Source organism: Pseudomonas sp. RC4D1 (genome assembly GCF_018390395.1).
GTDB lineage: Bacteria > Pseudomonadota > Gammaproteobacteria > Pseudomonadales > Pseudomonadaceae > Aquipseudomonas > Aquipseudomonas danubii.
In genome coordinates, this window is record NZ_JAHBAW010000001.1 from 2,986,234 (window position 1) to 3,004,036 (window position 17,803).

Genomic DNA, 17,803 nt, shown 5'->3' on the forward strand with positions numbered 1-17,803 from the left:
AATCAGCGTTTGGCGATGATGTACACCGCGTGCACGATACCGGGGATGTATCCGCACAGGGTCAGCAGGATGTTCAGCCAGAAAGCGCCGCCAAAGCCCACTTGCAGAAAGACCCCCAAGGGCGGCAAGAGAATGGCGAAGATGATGCGAATCAAATCCATAGGGCAGCTCCTGATAGAAGTCGGGCTCGGCTGAGCCTCACCTGTAATCGACACTGGCCGCGTGCCAGGGTTCAGCGCAATCATTGTCCTCCTGACGGCACGGAGACAAAAAAACGCCCCGTGCGAAAAATCGGACACGGGGCGACGCGTTATACCGCGAGACGGTTCAGGAATTCAGTCAAAGTAAAGTCGGATGTGCTCGGGACTGAGCGTCAGCGAATGCCCCAGGATCAGCCAGATTTCACACGGCTACTCCCTTGCGGCATTGCAATTGCGCGGTCCGCACGCGGGAAAAGGCCCGGGCCAGGCGCAGGAGCATTTCATCGATATTGCCCTTGCTGACACTCAGGGCCGGGGTGAAGCGCAAACAATCCGATTGCGCAGCACTGAGCAACAGGCCCTCGTGCAACGCCGCCTTGAGCACCGCCTGCGCTGAGTCGTCCGCCAGGCTCATGCCCCAGAACAACCCATGCCCTCGCACTTCGCCCTGGGCGTAACGGGCCGCCAGTTGGGTCAACTGCTGCCCCAGGTACTGACCGTTGCTGCGCACCTGCTGCAGAAAACCATGCTCCTGCAGACTGTCCAGCACGGCCAGGCCGGCGGAGGTCATCAATGCATTGCCGTGGTGGGTGCCATCCAGCTCGCCCTGCTCGAAACAACAGGCCTTGCCCCGCGCCAGCAACGCCGCCAGGGGCACGCCGCCGCCGAGGCCCTTGCCCAAGGTGATGATGTCGGCGCGCACGCCGTACAACTGCTCGGCCAAGAGGGTGCCGCAGCGGCCGATGCCGGTCTGGACCTCATCGAGGATCAGCAGAATGCCCAGCTCACGACACAGGCGCTCCACCCCTTTGAGGTAGTGTTCTGTCGCTGGAATGACCCCAGCTTCCCCCTGGATCGGCTCCAGCATGATGGCCACGGTCTGAGCATCCACCGCCGCATGCAAAGCAGGCAGATCATTGAATGGCACCTGGCTGAAGCCTGGCAGTTGAGGTTCGAAACGATTGCCTGGGGAGCCATTGCCCGCGGCCGATAACGCGGCAAAACCGCGGCCATGGCAACTGCGGCTGGCAGTGATGATGCCCGCCGCGCCGCCGCGATGCAGTTGACCCCACTTGCGTGCCAGCTTGATCGCCGCCTCGCAAGCCTCGCTGCCACTGCTCAACAGATAGGCCTGGTCGCTGCCGGTACTACGGCACAGCCGGTCGGCAAGCCTGAGCATGCCGCGGTTATAGAAACCCGACCCGGGATTGATCAGCGACTGGGCCTGGGCAGCGATGGCGTTGACCAGTACCGAAGGGCTGTGCCCCAGGCTGTTGGCCGCCCCGGCCTGGGTGAAATCCAGGTAGGTGCGGTCATTGCTGTCCCACAACCAGGAGCCCTGGCCACGAACGAACACCGGCTGGGGGCGCTGCACACTGGGCATCAGGCACTCGCTGGCGCTGGCATCGTCCGAGGCGGTCGCACAGGGCTCGATAGCCAGATCCTCCAGGCTTGGCGGAGTGCGGCGCAGATTGAACAGATTCATGCCCGCAGCCCCTCCAATGGCAGGCCCAGCAGGCGTGAAGACCAATCCTCGACGCAGCCGGTACGCATACGCTTGATGGCGATATCGCGCCAGCGCGAGGACAGTGCCGGACAATCAATCAGCATTTTCAAGCCTTTATGCTCCAGAGGCTCCTGGAAGAAACAGCGCAGGGCCCAGGCTACGGTCAGGCCGGGATAACTGCGCTGGATCAGTTCGAAGGGTTCGTCCGCCTGGACAAAGCCGGGCTTGAGCACCCGATAGAACCAGCCGCAGCGTCCATTGTCCTGGGCTTGCTGGGGTAGATTCACCAGGCCCCAACGCTGGCTCAAGCGATAGCAAGGAGAACGGGGCTGGCTGATCTGCAACAGCGCGCCACCCCAACGGAACATGTCCCCCAGGCACACCTGTTCTTCGGTCAGGCCACGTGTCGAGAGATTTTCACCAAAGGCCGGAGCCGACCAATCGAACTGTGGATAACGTTTGCGCCAGTGGGCGTAATGCTCTGCGGGATAGTGGTGCAGGGCTCGTTCTGGGCCAGTATGAAAGCGCGGATCACCCTGTTCATCGCTGCCCAGGCCTTGTGGCCATAACCAGAGACGGTTTGCAACCGGGTACTTGTCGGTATCGATGACCAGACCCTGGCCGAGATTTTTTGCCTTGCCTATGTAAACACCATCGACGTAAACGGTATTCATCGCGCGCCTTGGCCCTGTAAGCCCTGTGAATAGGCGCTAGACTAGGCGCCTTGCGGGCTTACGGCCATTTCGTTTTTTAAGCTTTTTCGATAAGAAATACTTATGGATTTCAAGCAACTGCGTTATTTCGTCGCGGTGTATGAAGAAGGTCACGTGGGCCGTGCTGCCGAGCGTCTGTCGATCTCGCAACCGGCACTCTCCCAGCAGATCCGTCAGTTGGAGCAGAACCTCGACGTCAGCCTGTTTGAACGCAGCAGCAAGCGCCTGTTGCCGACCCTGGCCGCCCATACCCTCTACAATCACGCCCTGCCTCTGCTCGATGGCCTGCAACAAGCCCGTGAGGCCCTGCGCAACTTCAAGGGCCAGGCCCTGCGTACCCTGGCCATCGGCGTACTGCAAACGGTGCATAGCAGCCTGGTGCCGCAGATGCTCGAACGAGTGCGCAAGGCCCAGCCCCACCTGGTGGTGCAGATCTACGAATTGACCGGCCTGGAGATCGAACGACGGTTGCTTAATGGCACGTTGGACATCGGCATCAGCTACCTGCCACCACGCCAACCCGGCTTGCATGGTGTCCCGCTGTACGAAGATGAGCTGACACTGGTCATCCCCGAACAGCATCCGCTGCGCGAATTCAAGAAGGTCTCCATGAGCCAGGCAGCGGAGTTGCCAATGTTGCTGTTGGGCGAAGAGTTTCAGATCCGCCAGATCTGGCAAGCGCAGCTGGCCAACCTGGGACGGCGCCCCCAGGTGCAAGCGGAGTTGAACAATATGGCCGGTATTCTCGACAGCCTGCCTCATACCCGACTGGCCACCGTACTTCCAGGGCGCTCGCAACAACAGCACAGCAATAAGGAACTGCTGTGGAAACCGCTGAGCGAGCCCAGGGTGCCGTTGAAAGTCGGATTGGTGTGTCGCGATCTGCAGCGTCAGCAAGGAACGCTGGAACTGCTGCGCACGTTATTGGAGGATTCGATGAATACCCAAGACGGGCGCTTGGGCGGCACTGCGGTGCCAGAAATCCTGGGTTGACGTCGCCAAAATAAAAAATCCGGACAAAAGAAAACCCCGCCGAAGCGGGGTTTTGCAGACTGTTTCCCTGACATCCTTTTCACTCCACCATCCTGGCGGAATCCTACGTGTCCGTGTTGTTGCTTTGCGCTTCCTGCGCGACGTCCATGTGAAGTAGATTAGCCTCAGCCGTCATCTACCGATATGGACGATCAGCAGCACGTTATGTAAGAGATGACTTACAAACGTTCTCCCGATTAAAACTGCTCCGCCTGCAACAGGAACAGCGATTCACTACCCGCTTTCACCGAGGCGGTCAGGGAGTGGATACGCGGCAGCAAACGGGCGAAATAGAACCGCGCGGTTCCCAGTTTACTGGCGTAGAAGTCCTCTTCCTGCTCCTTGCCCAGCGCCGCTTTGGCCATCAGGGCCCACATGTAGGCGTAGGCGGTGTAGCCAAAGACCTGCAGATACTCCACCGAAGCCGCGCCGATTTCGTTGGGGTTACTGATGGCCCGATCCAACAGCCAGGCGGTCAGCTCGTCCAGATTGTCCAGAGCCGCGTTCAAAGGCAGGGTGAACTCGCCCAGTTGCGCATCGGCGGTGGCGGTGAAATGGCGAATTTCATCAGCGAACAGACGGTAGAACGCCCCACCGCTACCGACGATCTTGCGCCCCACCAGGTCCAGGGCCTGGATACCGTTGGTGCCTTCGTAGATCTGGGTGATCCGCACGTCGCGCACCAACTGCTCCTGGCCCCATTCGCGAATGTAGCCGTGGCCGCCAAAAATCTGCTGGCCATGAACCGTGGTTTCCAGACCCAGGTCGGTAAGGAACGCCTTGGCCACGGGAGTCAGCAAGGCCACCAGACTTTCCGCGCGCGTGCGGGTCTCGGCATCTTCGCTGAACTTGGCGGTATCCAGTTGCATCGCCACATAGGTGGAGAATGCCCGGCCACCTTCGTTGGCCGCCTTCATGGTCAGCAGCATGCGCCGCACGTCCGGGTGCACGATGATCGGATCGGCAACCTTGTCCTTGGCTTGCGGCCCGGTCGGTGAACGGCTCTGCAGGCGGTCACGGGCATACTCCACCGCGTTCTGATAGGAGCGCTCACCGGTGGCCAGGCCCTGGATACCGACACCCAGGCGCTCGTAGTTCATCATGGTGAACATCGCTGCCAAGCCCTTGTTCGGCTCGCCCACCAGATAACCTATCGCTTGATCGAAGTTCATCACACAAGTGGCCGAGGCCTGGATACCCATCTTGTGTTCGATCGAACCGCAACTCACCGGGTTGCGTTCACCCAGGCTGCCGTCGGCGTTGACCATGAACTTGGGCACCAGAAACAGGGAGATCCCCTTGGGCCCGGCCGGCGCATCCGGCAGTTTGGCCAGCACCAGGTGAATGATGTTTTCAGTCAGGTCGTGCTCACCACCGGTAATGAAGATCTTGGTCCCGCTGATGGCATAGGAACCGTCAGCCTGAGGTTCGGCCTTGGTACGGATGATGCCCAGGTCGGTGCCGGCATGGGGCTCGGTCAGGCACATGGAACCGGCCCAGACACCGGCGTACATGTTTGGCAGGTAAGTGGCTTTCAGCTCTTCGCTGGCGTGGGCATTGATCGACAGGCAAGCTCCCGCCGTCAGCATCGGATACAGGCCAAAGGCCAGGCTCGCGGAGTTGACCATTTCCTCGACCTGGGCGGACACCGCCTTGGGCATGCCCATGCCGCCGAACTCGGGATCACCGCCCACGCCGACCCAACCGCCTTCGGCGTAGGTCTGATAAGCCTGGGTGAATCCTTGGGGAGTGGTTACGACGGTATCGTTCCAATGACAGCCTTCCTCGTCGGCACCGCGACTCAGCGGAGCGATGCTGCGGGCGGTGACTTTGCCCGCTTCCTCCAGAATCGCCTCAACAGTCTCGGCATCCACAGTCTCGGCCAGAGCTGGCAGCTGAGCCCAGAGTTTGGCGACCTCGAAGACTTCATTGAGGACGAAGCGCATATCGCGCAGGGGCGCTTTGTAGTCAGCCATGGCAAACCTCGCAAGATCTAAACAAGCGGGCCGGAACGGGCCCATTTACGAAAAGTCGAGTGTAACCGAACAACTTTTGCGACACATAGGGTCAACTCATGACTTTATTGTTATTTTTAGTCACATCCAAATAGCCACAAGAAAAAGCCCGCCAGAAGCGGGCCTTGTCCAGAGCACATCAGCGTACTTACAAGGCGAACATCTGCGCCGGCAGGCTCATCAGGCAATCACTGCCAGCGTCGATTGCCGCCAGATGGGCGCCGGTACGTGGCAACAGTCGTTTGAAGTAGAACGCACAAGTGGCCAGCTTGGCGGTGGCGAAATCACCGTCGCCTTCACCTGCATCGAGTTGTTGCTGCGCCACCAGGGCCATACGCAGCCAGAGGTAGGCTAGAACGATGTAGCCGCTGTACATCAAGTAATCCAGGGCTGCGGCCCCCACTTCATCCGGATTTTTCATGGCGGCCATGCCCACCCGGGTGGTCAACTCGCCCCATTGACGGTTCAAGCCATCCAGTTGCGCGATGTAGGCCTTGAACTGAGGATGCTCGGCATGTGCCCCACAGAACTTGTGAACGATCTTGGTAAACCCCAGTAACAGTTTGCCCTGGCTGCCCAGCACCTTGCGGCCCAGCAAGTCCAGAGCCTGGATGCCGTTGGTGCCCTCATAGATCAGGGCGATACGACAATCGCGCACCAGTTGCTCCATGCCCCACTCACGAATGTAGCCGTGACCGCCAAACACCTGCATGCCGTGGTTGGTCACCTCAAGGCCCGTCTCGGTCATGAAGGCCTTGCAGATCGGAGTCAGGAACGCCAGGAGGTTCTCGGCGTCCTGACGCTGGACCGGATCGGCGCTCAGATGAGCCACATCCAGCAATTGGGAGGTGAAATAGGCCAGGGCCCGGTTGCCTTCATTGAACGCCTTCATGGTCAGCAGCATGCGCCGTACATCGGGGTGGACGATGATCGGGTCAGCCGCCTTGTCCGGCGCCTTGGGCCCGGTCAGAGCGCGCATCTGCAAACGATCGTTGGCGTACTTGATCGCACCTTGAAAGCTCGCCTCCCCCAGGCACAGCCCCTGCATTCCGGTGCCCAGGCGCGCGTGATTCATCATGGTGAACATGCAGTTCAGGCCTTTATTGGCCTCGCCGATCAGGAAGCCCTTGGCGCCGTCGAAGTTCAGTACACAGGTAGCCGAAGCCTTGATTCCCATCTTGTGCTCGATGGAGCCGCAACTCACACCGTTGCGCTCACCGACCTCACCTGCTGCGTCCGGCAGGAACTTGGGCACGATGAACAGGGAAATGCCTTTGGTCCCGGCCGGTGCGTCCGGCAGTTTGGCCAGCACCAAGTGAATGATGTTTTCACTCAGGTCGTGCTCGCCGGCAGAGATGAAAATCTTGCTCCCCGATAACGCATAACTGCCATCGGCCTGGGGCACCGCTCGGGTCTTGATCAGGCCCAGGTCGGTACCGCAATGGGCTTCGGTCAGGCACATGGTGCCGGTCCACTGCCCGGCGGTGAGTTTGTTCAGGTACAGCAGCTTCTGTTCGTCGGTGCCATGGGCATGAATCGCCGACATCGCACCATGGGTCAGCCCCGGGTACATGCCCCAGGAAGTGTTGCTGGAACCCACCATCTCGCTGATCACCAGCCCCAGGGAATGGGGCAGTCCCTGGCCGCCATAGGCAGGATCGGCGGCCAAGCCATGCCAACCGCCTTCGACGTATTGGGCGAAAGCCTGTTTGAAACCCTTGGGGGTGGTCACTACGCCATTGTCGAAATGGCAGCCTTCCTCGTCACCGGAGCGGTTCAGCGGAGCCAGGACGTTCTCGCAGAACTTCGCCCCTTCCTCGAGGATCGCGCTGACCATGTCCGGGCTGGCATCGCTGGCTCCCAGTGCGGCGTAACTGCCATGAAAGTCGAAGACATGATCGATCAGGAAGCGCATGTCACGCAGGGGAGCTTGATACTCGGGCATGATGATTTCTCCGGCAGCAGGTTTCTCCAACCTACTGCCGCCGTCCTCAGCCTGCCAATGACGTTCAAGTCGCTGAATGCGCCATCATCACTCAACCCGCAGCCGTATCCATGCGCACTGCGCCACGGCGATTCTGCCCGAAGGCCATGACACAGTTACGCCCCGCGCCCTTGGCACTGTAGAGCGCCTGGTCGGCGGACTTGAGCACTTCTTCGGGAGTCCGGTGCTCCATCAGTCGCTCGGCGACACCGATGCTGATGGTCACCGAAACACTGGATGCCGCTGCAACGCCACGGCGTTGGCGGCCTTGCTGGTCGTCCTGGGGGCGGTTGTCCTGGTTGCGCAACTGAATGTTGTAGGTAGCGATGATCTCGCGAATCATCTCCAGGTGCGGCATGCACTCGTCCAGGGTCTTGCCGGCAAATACCACGGCAAACTCTTCCCCACCGTAACGATAGGCGCGCCCACCACCAGTGACCTTTGACAGCTTGCTGGCCACCAGGCGCAGCACCTGATCCCCGACATCGTGACCGTGGGTGTCGTTGAATTTCTTGAAGTGATCGACGTCAGTCATGGCCAGCACATAATTGCGACCCAGACGCTGCATGCGCTCATTGAGCGCCCGACGCCCCGGCAAGCCGGTCAACTCGTCACGGAACGCCATCTGGTAAGCCTCATGGGCCACCGCCGCGGCAATCATCAACATGACCTGACTGCACATGATGTTCAGGGTGAATGGCAGGATGAACGTCTTGGGCAGCATCCAGAACAAACCCAGCAAGCCCACCAACTGCGCTGCGTGCAGCGGTCGCGGACTGCGCCAGTACTGGACCGCCAGTAGCAGGAATGCCGCGAAGAATACCGGATACGACAACTGGATAAGGCTCATCCAACTGCCATGCAAAGCCGGCCAACGGATCTCTGCCAGCCAGTTCAGCAACGCTTGTGGGTAACTCTGTTCCAGGCCCAGAGCGACGCTGCCAAACGCCAATAACACGGCAAAACGCGCGACCATGTCCTGAAACAGGTGGGTACGCTCCTGCCAGGCTGCGAACAGGCCAAACAACAAGGGGAGCAAAAGGCAGCAAAGGTGGAATACCACCGCGGCATCTTCGCGGACCCTGCCGTTATCCCGGTAGAAATCGGTTTGGGTATCCAGCAGAAAGTAGGCGATGTACACCGTGACCATCAAAAACAGTTCACGCTGGCGCCGGTACACAGCGCAATAGGCTCCGCCAAGCAACAGCACCAGCGTTGGTAGCACATTGAACAGCGAAGTGAAGAAGACGTTGAGGTCCTTGACGTAAGCGGCCGCCAGCCCCGCAAGCAAAAGCAGCAAAGACGGTAGGAAATGACTGAAACGTACAGCGGAAGAACGCGGCAAGGGTAAAACTCCGACCCGGCTGATCAATAGATGGCATTGTGCCTTCATTTATTGAAGTTAAGCACACGCGGTGTGACAGACATCACATTGCCATCTCTTTAACGGCAGGAAATCGCTTCTGCTTAGCGATTTAGTCGGGAATTTTCATGAAGATTCTGCAGGCACAAAAAAGCCGCTCGACCCGGAGGGCGAACGGCTTTCTGAAAGGTCCGGTAAGGCTTAGTAGGCCAGGCCGAAGTCCTCTTCCTTCATGTCCATCAGGTTGTTGGCGCCCGACAGCATGGTTGCAACGTGAGTGCGGGTACGCGGCAGGATGCGCTGGAAGTAGAAGCGCGCAGTCTGCAACTTGGCCGTGTAGAAAGCCTCTTCGGTAGTGCCGGCTGCCAGCTTTTCAGCCGCCAGACGGGCCATGTCGGCCCAGAAGTAGGCCAGGCAGGCATAACCGGAATACATCAGGTAGTCCACCGAAGCAGCGCCCACTTCTTCACGGTCTTTCATCGCGGCCATGCCCACTTTCATGGTCAGCTCGCCCCATTCCTTGTTCAGTGCCGCCAGCGGAGCGACGAATTCCTTAACGGCTTCGTTGCCTTCGTTGTTCTGGCAGAACTTGTGGACGATCTTGGTGAAACCCTTGAGGGCCTCGCCCTGAGTCATGAGCACTTTGCGGCCCAGCAGGTCCAGAGCCTGGATGCCAGTGGTGCCTTCGTACAACATCGAGATACGGCTGTCGCGAACGTTCTGCTCCATGCCCCACTCGGCGATAAAACCGTGGCCACCGTAGATCTGCACACCGTGGTTGGCGGACTCGAAGCCGACTTCGGTCATGAACGCCTTGGCGATCGGAGTCATGAAAGCCAGCAGTGCATCGGCTTTCTTCTTCTCTTCTTCGTCTACACCGTATTTGACGATGTCGACCTGCTTGGCGGTGAAGTACACCATCGCCCGGTTACCTTCGGCGAAGGCTTTCATGGTCAGCAGCATGCGACGTACGTCAGGGTGCACGATGATCGGGTCCGCGGCCTTGTCCGGCGCTTTCGGGCCAGTCAGGGAGCGCATTTGCAGACGGTCGCGAGCGTATTTCAGGCCACCCTGGAAGCCGATCTCGGCGTGGGCCAGGCCCTGCAGAGCGGTGCCCAGACGCGCGGTGTTCATAAAGGTGAACATGCAGTTCAGGCCTTTGTTCGCCGGGCCGATGAGGAAACCGGTGGCCGCGTCGAAGTTCATCACGCAGGTGGCGTTACCGTGGATGCCCATCTTGTGTTCCAGCGAACCGCAGCTGACCGCGTTGCGCTGGCCGACACTGCCGTCAGCGTTAGGCAGGAACTTGGGCACGATGAACAGCGAAATGCCTTTGGTGCCGGCCGGTGCGTCCGGCAGACGGGCCAGAACGATATGGACGATGTTGTCGGCCATGTCGTGTTCACCGGCGGAGATGAAGATCTTGGTACCGGTGACTTTGTAGGAACCATCAGCCTGAGGTTCGGCCTTGGTGCGCAGCATGCCCAGGTCGGTGCCGCAATGCGGCTCGGTCAGGCACATGGTGCCGGTCCACTCGCCGGACACCAGCTTGGTCAGGTAAGCCTCTTGCTGCTCAGGAGTACCGTGCTCGGAAATCGTATTCATCGCACCGTGAGACAGGCCTGGGTACATGCCCCACGACCAGTTGGCTTCGCCGACCATTTCGCTGACTGCCAGGCCCAGGGATTCAGGCAGGCCCTGGCCACCGTGCGCGACGTCGTGAGCCAGGCTTGGCCAGCCGCCTTCAACGAATTGCTTGTAGGCCTCTTTGAAGCCAGTCGGGGTCTTAACGCCGGATTCACTCCAGGTGCAACCTTCCTGGTCGCCCACACGGTTCAGCGGCGCCAGTACCTGCTCACAAAACTTCGCACCTTCCTCGAGAATGGCGTCAACCATGTCCGGAGTGGCGTCCTGGCAAGCCGGGAGGCTCTGATAGTGCGCCTCATAGCCGAGCAGTTCGTCACGAACGAAGCGAATATCACGCAAGGGGGCCTTGTAGTCAGGCATAGCGATAAACCTCTGCTGATGTAACCGGGAATGAACAACCGCGTTGATTTTTTATAGCGGTCAAACAGGTGTTTGAAACATACGTTTAGGCCCAAATCTTGTCAAGCGTCGCTCCCATGCCTTTCGTCATCGAAACAAAATGCACGCGCAGGCAAATACCCACAGCTCTGCCGTGAAGTGTAGAAGCCGGCTCGCCGACGATCAGTTACACAAAGAAATGAAGAAGAGGAACCACAGAAGGGAAAGGCATGAGCAAACGCCCGCCTCGCGTGAGAGAAGCGGGCTTTAGCGCAGAGTGATCAAGCGTAGGTATCGATCAGGGTACCGAGTACCTCATCAGAGGCTTTGGCAACTTTGACGCCCAGTTCCACCTGGACCTTGCCCATGGACATCTCGACCATACTGCTGGCCAGGTCCGAACTCTGGCTGCGATCAACGCCCCGTAGGCGATTGACCGAATCCGCCGACGCCTGGCTGTCGGCAGAGCGCTCAACGGCGCTGCTGGCGATCTGGCTGGAACCTTGATCGACACGATTCTGCCCAGTCTGAATCGCGTTCAGTCCGGCGTAGAAAGCGCTGTTCCCGGAAATTTCCATAAGAGAACTCGACCTTGAAAATGAATGACAGGTGTTATTGAAGCAGACCTGTCAAAAAAACACCCGTCAAAAACACTAATGGCAATATGCCTTGCCATAGGCAAAATCTAGTCCAGCAGATCCAACTGCAGATGTTCGGCCACTGCCTCGGCACTGGCTGACTTGAGTCGCGGCACTCGGCCCAGGCACGGCGCAGGCAGGCGCTCCGCCAAAGTCGCGAGGTTTTCTTCCAGACGAGAGGTCTTGGGATCGATGATATTGGCTACCCAGCCCGCCAGTTGCAGACCGTCCTGAGCAATGGCCTCGGCAGTCAACAACGCATGATTGATGCAGCCCAGTCGCACGCCCACCACCAGAATCACCGGTAAGCCCAGCGCCATGGCCAGATCCGACAGGTTGTCCTGATCCGCCAGGGGCACTCGCCAGCCACCCGCGCCTTCGATCAGGGTGAAATCCGCCCCCTTGGCCAGAATGTGGCGCATGGGCGTCAGCAATGACTGCACCGTCAATGCCACCCCGGCCTCTCGCGCCGCCAGGTGCGGTGCGATGGGCGGCTCGAAGGCGACCGGATTGACCTCTTCATAGCTCAACGGCAACGACGACTGCGCCAGCAATGCCAGCGCATCGGCATTGCGCAGGCCCTTGGCGCTCAACTCGCACCCGGAAGCCACAGGTTTGCCTGCCGCAGTACTCAGCCCGGCCAGCCGCGCCGCATGCAACAGTCCCGCGGCAATGGTGGTTTTACCCACATCGGTGTCGGTGCCAGTAATGAAATAGGCAGCACTCATAGCGGTTTCTCCAACACGGCATACACCACCTGATAGGTCGCCGGCAGCCCCTGGGGCTGACGAAACCCCTCGTAAGCCTCGATCAACCCGGCGATACGCGCGCGTCCGGTGAGGCCGCCGGGACGACCGGGATTCAGATTGTGTGCACCCAAGGCTTTCAACTCATGGGTCAGACTACGCACATCCGGGTAATGCAGGACATGGGGAACGCTCTCCAGGCTACGTACGTGCAAACCACTGGCATCGCACAAGTGGCGATAGCGTGCGAACTCACGAAAGCGATTGACGTGGACCTGCCCATCGACCCGCCCCCAGCTCTCACGCAGCTCCTGCAAAGTGCCGACGCACAGACTGGCAAAAGCCAGCACACCGCCCGGCTTGAGCACCCGCTGGGCTTCACTGAGCACGGCAGCAAAGTCGGCACACCACTGCACCGCCAGGCTGGAGAAAATCAGCTCGCAGCTGCTGCCCTGCAACGGCAGGCGCTCAGCATCTCCAGCAAAAAAGTGCTCGGCCCCCCCCAGGGGCCGCGCGTGCTTGAGCATGCCCTCGGCAATATCCAGGGCCAGCCCCTGACTGCCGGCGAAGCGTGTCCCCAGCACTCGACTGAAATGCCCCGTACCACAGCCCAGGTCCAGCCAGCGCGCAGGCGTCCAGCCTTCAGGCAAACGGCTCAGCAATTGCTGGCCGACCGTGCGCTGCAACTCGGCAACGCTGTCGTAACTGGCTGCGGCGCGGGAAAACGAAGCCGCCACCTGACGCTTGTCAGGCAGGCCTGCGGGTAAGACAGGAACAGACAAATCAGTCATCGCCGGACTCATGCAAAAAAGCCTGGATCGCCCCCGCCACTCCGTGGGGGTCCTCCAGAAGAAAACCGTGGCTGGCCTGCTCGATCAGGCCAACTTCTATATCCGGCAGCAATACCAACAACTCGGCGGCCGCCTCGGCCGGCACCAGGGCATCCAGCCCGGCGAACAGGTGCAACTGCGGGCCGCGAAAAGCCAGCAAGGCTTCGCGCGTATCCAACTGCGCCAACAACTCCAGACCCGCCATCAGCACCGCACCCGGCGTCGTCGGCGCCCCGCCCAGCAGCATCCGCGACAAGCCGCGGGGATCGGCCGCGCCCTGGGCACACAGCAGGGAAAAGCGCTTGAGGGTGGTACGCGGATCAGCGGCGCAGCCGGCCAGGAAGCCGTCAAAGGTCTCAGCGGCCATGGCACTGGACCATTGCTCGTGAGCAACGAAGCTGGGATTGCTGGCCAGGGTCAACAAACCGCAGCAGCGCTCGCCGCGTCGGGCCGCCAACTCCGCGGCGAGCATACCGCCCAGGGACCAGCCCCCCAGCCAGGCGTCATCCGGCAGCGCATCGTCGAGCTCGTCCAGCCATGCCTGCAGATCGCTGGACGTCAGCTCCGGCAGGGGCTCGATCTCCACCCGCAAGTGTTCATCCAGCCCCTGCAAAGCGGCAGCCAAAGGTTCCAGGGGCGACACCCCCAGCCCCCAGCCCGGCAACAGGATCAGTCGATCACGCATGGCTAGGCCTCGTTTGCAGTTCACTGAAACAATCCGCCAACGCGCTTAACAATAGCTGGACCTGCGCCTCGCTGTGGGCGGCGGACAACGTCACCCGCAGCCGCGCACTACCGGCCGGCACGGTCGGCGGACGGATGGCGGTGACCATGATCCCCCGCGAACGGAGCATCCGTGACAACTCCATGGCCCGGGCACTGTCGCCCACCATGATTGGCTGGATCGGGGTAAAGCTGTCCATCAGCTCCAAGCCAATCTGCTCGGCCCCCAGCCGGAACTGACGAATCAGCTTCGCCAGGTGCTCGCGCCGCCAGTGCTCGCTGCGTAGCAACTCCAGGCTCTTGCGCGTGGCGCAGGCCAGTGCCGGCGGTTGGCTGGTGGTATAGATGTAGGGCCGGGCGAACTGGATCAGTGTTTCGATCAGCTCCTCGCTACCGGCGACAAAGGCCCCAGCGGTACCGAAGGCCTTGCCCAGGGTGCCCACCAGCACCGGCACCTCATCCAGACCCAGGCCGAAGTGTTCCACCAGCCCGGCACCGTTGGCCCCCAGCGGACCAAAACCATGGGCATCGTCGACCATCAGCCAGGCACCGCGGGCCTTGGTTTCCCGGGCCAGGGCCGGCAGGTCGGCGACATCGCCGTCCATGCTGAACACCCCATCAGTGACCACCAATGTATTGCCGGTGGCCTTCTCCAGGCGTTTGGCCAGGCTCCCTGCATCGTTGTGCAGATAGCGATTGAAGCGCGCACCAGAGAGCAGGCCGGCATCCAGCAGGGAAGCATGGTTGAGACGGTCTTCCAGCACCGTGTCGCCCTGCCCGAGCAACGCCGTGACCGCCCCGAGATTGGCCATGTAGCCCGTGGTAAACAGCAACGCCCGCGGGCGCCCCGTGAACTCGGCCAGGGCTTCTTCCAAAGCGTGATGGGGAGCGCTGTGACCGATCACCAGATGGGAAGCGCCGCCGCCCACGCCCCAGCGGCTGGCACCAGCGCGCCAGGCTTCGATCACCTGCGGGTGATTGGCCAGGCCCAGGTAGTCGTTGTTGCAGAAAGCCAGCAATGGCTGGCCGTCCACCACCACTTGCGGCCCCTGAGGGCTTTCCAGCAGCGGACGCTGGCGATAAAGATGTTCAGCACGACGGGCTGCAAGCCGTGCTGCGAGATCAAAAGACATGCTGGCCTCGATATTGGCTCACAGACACATTACCCGTAGGAGCTGGCTTGCCAGCGAAACAGACGACGCGAACCCCGTCACACTTGCGCCGTTCACGGAATTCGCCGGCCAGCCAGCTCCTACCACAGGAGGTCAGACGGCAGCGTTGTAGAACTGCTCGCTGCTCTTCTGCTCCACCAGGGCCTGCTCGATGGCCGCCTGATGCACTTCGTCGGCGTGCTCTTCACGGGCTTCGGGCTGGATGCCCAGGCGCGCGAACAACTGCATGTCCTTGTCGGCCTGCGGGTTGGCGGTGGTCAGCAGCTTGTCGCCGTAGAAAATCGAATTGGCACCGGCGAAGAAGGCCAGGGCCTGCATCTGCTCGTTCATCGCTTCGCGGCCGGCGGACAGGCGCACGTGGGATTGCGGCATGAGGATCCGTGCCACGGCAAGCATGCGGATAAAGTCGAATGGGTCCACGTCCTCAGCGTTTTCCAGCGGCGTGCCGGCCACCTTCACCAGCATGTTGATCGGCACCGACTCCGGGTGCTCCGGCAGGTTGGCCAGCTGGATCAGCAGGCCGGCGCGGTCGTCCAGGGACTCGCCCATGCCGAGGATGCCGCCGGAACAGATCTTCATCCCGGCGTCACGCACGTAGGCCAGGGTTTGCAGACGCTCGCTGTAGGTGCGGGTGGTGATGATGCTGCCGTAGAACTCCGGCGAGGTATCCAGGTTGTGGTTGTAGTAGTCCAGGCCGGCCTTGGCCAGGGCCTCGGTCTGGTCCTGATCGAGACGGCCCAGGGTCATGCAGGTTTCCAGGCCCATGGCCTTCACGCCTTTGACCATCTCCAGCACATAGGGCATGTCCTTGGCCGAAGGGTGCTTCCAGGCGGCGCCCATGCAGAAACGCGTAGAGCCGATGGCCTTGGCCCGAGCGGCCTCCTCCAGCACCTTCTGCACTTCCAGGAGCTTTTCCTTTTCCAGGCCGGTGTTGTAGTGGCCGGACTGCGGACAATATTTGCAATCTTCCGGGCAGGCGCCGGTCTTGATCGACAGCAGGGTCGAAACCTGCACCCGATTGGCATCGAAATGCGCGCGGTGCACCGTCTGCGCCTGGAACAGCAAGTCATTGAATGGCTGGACGAACAGGGCTTTGACTTCAGCCAAAGTCCAGTCATGACGCAGGGTAGCGGTGGTGCTGGCGCTCATGGGCGATTCCTTGATTATGCTTGGCAGGCGGTGCGGGACAGGGAAAGTCCACAGCCGCAACACGGATGTTCGGCATATTTAAGGAAGAGCCATGCACTGTCAACCCGAATACAAAGGGCCAGTTTACATCTGGTCAAAAAACAAACAAATCTGTTTACTTTGCGATGAGCCCAGCGATTCAGCCCTGGCCCTGTGCAGTTCATGTCAGGACGAACTGCCCTGGCTCGGCGCCCAATGCTCGGTCTGCGCCCTGCCCCTGCCCGCCGCCAGCCTGACCTGTGGCCAGTGCCTGAAACGTCTCCCCGCGTTTCGACGGGTCATCGCCCCCTGGCGTTACGATTTTCCGGTGGACAGCCTGATCAGCCGTTTCAAACACCATGAAAAGTGGCCTTTTGGCCGACTGATGGCCGAACTTCTCAGCCAATTCCTTCACTATCGCTACGATGAAGGCCTGCCCCGACCAGACTGCCTGCTGCCGGTGCCGCTGTCCCGGCGACGCCTCCGCCAGCGAGGCTTCAACCAGGCCGGCATGCTGGCCCAGTGGCTGGGAGAACAACTGCAACTGGCGATGGAGCCCCTTCTGCTGCTGCGCACCCAGGACACCCCGGCACAACAAGGCCTGGGGGCCCGTGCCCGTCAGCGCAACCTGCACCAGGCCTTCGCCCTTGCCGCCGACGCGCCTGTGGCCGGCCGCCACCTGGCCCTGGTGGACGACGTCCTCACCACAGGTGCCACTGCCCAGGCCCTGGCCCGGTTGCTGATCAATGCCGGTGCCCGTCAAGTGGATGTCTATTGCCTGGCCCGAACCGCAAGACCCGACACCCCCGACTGACTTGACTCTCATCGCTCAAACCGCAAACTCCCAGTCCATCTTCAGTGCCCAAAGCGTCCCTGCCATGTCCTTGCCCACTCTGTTGACCCAGCACATCGCCCGCCGCCCACAACGCATCGCCCTGCTGCAACACATTGCCGAACAGGGCTCCATCACCCGCGCGGCCAAAAGCGCCGGCCTGAGCTACAAGGCCGCCTGGGATGCCATCGATGAGCTCAACAACCTGGCTCGGCGTCCGCTGGTAGAGCGCAACGTCGGCGGCAAGGGCGGCGGCGGGGCCAAACTCTCCGCCGAGGGCGAACGAGTGTTGCGCCTTTACCAACGCCTGCAAGCACTGCAGGCCCAAGTGCTGGAAGCCGCAGAAGATGCCAGCGATCTCGATCTGCTGGGGCGCCTGATGCTGCGCACCAGTGCCCGCAACCAGCTGCACGGCAAGATCCGCGAGATCGCACCTCTAGGCTGCAATGACCTGATCAGCCTGGAGCTGCCCGAAGGCCTGCTCCTCAAGGCGCAGATCACCCACGACAGCACCCAGCGCCTGGAACTGGAAACCGGCACTGAAGTGGTGGCCTTGATCAAGGCCGGCTGGCTGGACCTGCACCCTGCCGACGCCCAAGTAACAACTGGACACAATTGCCTGAGCGGGACCGTCGAGCAGATTCTCGACGCCGAAGACGGCCCCTGCGAGGTGCGCATCACCCTGCCCAACGGCCAGACCCTCTGCGCCCTGGCCGAGCCGCACCGGCTCAAGACGCTGGAAATGACCGAGGGCAAACCGGTCCAGGTGCAGTTCTCTGCCTCCCATGTCCTGCTCGGCACCCCGCTGTAACCGGAGTGCGACGACTTCAGGCTGCAACATATTCGTCATAGGCGC

General features: G+C 61.0%; 16 protein-coding genes. 3 read left to right on the forward strand and 13 right to left on the reverse strand.

The features are described 5' to 3' along the window. Window positions 1-2: 2 nt before the first annotated feature. From KHO49_RS13870 to KHO49_RS13880, 3 genes are all read right to left on the reverse strand, one after another. On the reverse strand, window positions 3-161 hold the full coding sequence (locus tag KHO49_RS13870) for a YqaE/Pmp3 family membrane protein (RefSeq protein WP_011063854.1): 159 nt from the start codon (window positions 159-161) through the stop codon (window positions 3-5). A gap of 241 nt (window positions 162-402) precedes the next feature. Then, window positions 403-1,686, reverse strand: a complete 1,284-nt coding sequence (locus KHO49_RS13875) for an aspartate aminotransferase family protein (RefSeq protein ID WP_102881054.1) — start codon at window positions 1,684-1,686, stop codon at window positions 403-405. Beyond that, entirely contained in the window at window positions 1,683-2,381 is a 699-nt protein-coding gene (locus KHO49_RS13880) for an MOSC domain-containing protein (protein WP_102881055.1), read from the reverse strand. Before KHO49_RS13880 ends, KHO49_RS13875 begins: the two co-directional genes overlap by 4 nt. Before the next feature lie 102 nt (window positions 2,382-2,483). Here KHO49_RS13880 and KHO49_RS13885 point away from each other — a divergent pair, with 102 nt between their 5' ends. Continuing rightward, the gene (locus tag KHO49_RS13885; RefSeq protein ID WP_102881056.1) at window positions 2,484-3,413 is read left to right on the forward strand and encodes a LysR family transcriptional regulator; all 930 of its coding nucleotides are present in this window, start codon (window positions 2,484-2,486) and stop codon (window positions 3,411-3,413) included. A gap of 236 nt (window positions 3,414-3,649) precedes the next feature. Here the strand turns inward: KHO49_RS13885 and KHO49_RS13890 are convergent, their stop codons facing one another. The 10 genes from KHO49_RS13890 to bioB all read right to left on the reverse strand — a co-directional run bounded on the left by KHO49_RS13890 (window position 3,650) and on the right by bioB (window position 16,097). Further along, window positions 3,650-5,428 (reverse strand): acyl-CoA dehydrogenase C-terminal domain-containing protein, encoded by a 1,779-nt coding sequence (locus KHO49_RS13890; protein WP_110594467.1) that lies wholly within the window; start codon window positions 5,426-5,428, stop codon window positions 3,650-3,652. Window positions 5,429-5,615: 187 nt separating this feature from the next. Continuing rightward, a complete protein-coding gene (locus KHO49_RS13895; RefSeq protein ID WP_213665169.1) occupies window positions 5,616-7,412 on the reverse strand; it encodes an acyl-CoA dehydrogenase C-terminal domain-containing protein in 1,797 nt (598 codons plus the stop codon). A 91-nt stretch (window positions 7,413-7,503) separates the two neighbouring features. Further along, complete coding sequence (locus KHO49_RS13900; RefSeq protein WP_102881059.1) at window positions 7,504-8,796, reverse strand: GGDEF domain-containing protein; 1,293 nt, start codon at window positions 8,794-8,796, stop codon at window positions 7,504-7,506. A gap of 219 nt (window positions 8,797-9,015) precedes the next feature. After that, the gene (locus KHO49_RS13905) at window positions 9,016-10,821 is read right to left on the reverse strand and encodes a phenylacyl-CoA dehydrogenase (protein ID WP_102861950.1); all 1,806 of its coding nucleotides are present in this window, start codon (window positions 10,819-10,821) and stop codon (window positions 9,016-9,018) included. A 299-nt stretch (window positions 10,822-11,120) separates the two neighbouring features. Next, the gene (locus tag KHO49_RS13910; RefSeq protein ID WP_102861951.1) at window positions 11,121-11,417 is read right to left on the reverse strand and encodes a pyrroloquinoline quinone biosynthesis protein PqqE; all 297 of its coding nucleotides are present in this window, start codon (window positions 11,415-11,417) and stop codon (window positions 11,121-11,123) included. Window positions 11,418-11,524: 107 nt separating this feature from the next. After that, window positions 11,525-12,205 carry a dethiobiotin synthase gene (bioD, locus tag KHO49_RS13915; RefSeq protein ID WP_102861952.1) on the reverse strand — a complete coding sequence of 227 codons (681 nt, stop codon included), beginning with the start codon at window positions 12,203-12,205 and terminating at the stop codon, window positions 11,525-11,527. Continuing rightward, window positions 12,202-13,014: a malonyl-ACP O-methyltransferase BioC gene (gene bioC, locus KHO49_RS13920; RefSeq protein ID WP_110653363.1), complete on the reverse strand. Its 813-nt coding sequence runs from the start codon at window positions 13,012-13,014 to the stop codon at window positions 12,202-12,204. The genes bioD and bioC overlap by 4 nt, the downstream gene beginning before the upstream one ends. Next, window positions 13,007-13,738 (reverse strand): alpha/beta fold hydrolase, encoded by a 732-nt coding sequence (locus tag KHO49_RS13925; protein WP_102881061.1) that lies wholly within the window; start codon window positions 13,736-13,738, stop codon window positions 13,007-13,009. Before KHO49_RS13925 ends, bioC begins: the two co-directional genes overlap by 8 nt. Then, window positions 13,731-14,909 carry an 8-amino-7-oxononanoate synthase gene (bioF, locus tag KHO49_RS13930; RefSeq protein ID WP_110594461.1) on the reverse strand — a complete coding sequence of 393 codons (1,179 nt, stop codon included), beginning with the start codon at window positions 14,907-14,909 and terminating at the stop codon, window positions 13,731-13,733. The genes KHO49_RS13925 and bioF overlap by 8 nt, the downstream gene beginning before the upstream one ends. A 132-nt stretch (window positions 14,910-15,041) precedes the next feature. Beyond that, window positions 15,042-16,097 carry a biotin synthase BioB gene (gene bioB / locus KHO49_RS13935; RefSeq protein WP_102861956.1) on the reverse strand — a complete coding sequence of 352 codons (1,056 nt, stop codon included), beginning with the start codon at window positions 16,095-16,097 and terminating at the stop codon, window positions 15,042-15,044. Window positions 16,098-16,188: 91 nt separating this feature from the next. Between bioB and KHO49_RS13940 the strand changes: the two genes are divergently transcribed. Continuing rightward, window positions 16,189-16,929 carry a ComFC family protein gene (locus KHO49_RS13940; protein ID WP_213665170.1) on the forward strand — a complete coding sequence of 247 codons (741 nt, stop codon included), beginning with the start codon at window positions 16,189-16,191 and terminating at the stop codon, window positions 16,927-16,929. A gap of 64 nt (window positions 16,930-16,993) precedes the next feature. Beyond that, window positions 16,994-17,758: a TOBE domain-containing protein gene (locus KHO49_RS13945; RefSeq protein WP_213665171.1), complete on the forward strand. Its 765-nt coding sequence runs from the start codon at window positions 16,994-16,996 to the stop codon at window positions 17,756-17,758. The last annotated feature ends 45 nt before the right edge of the window (window positions 17,759-17,803 follow it).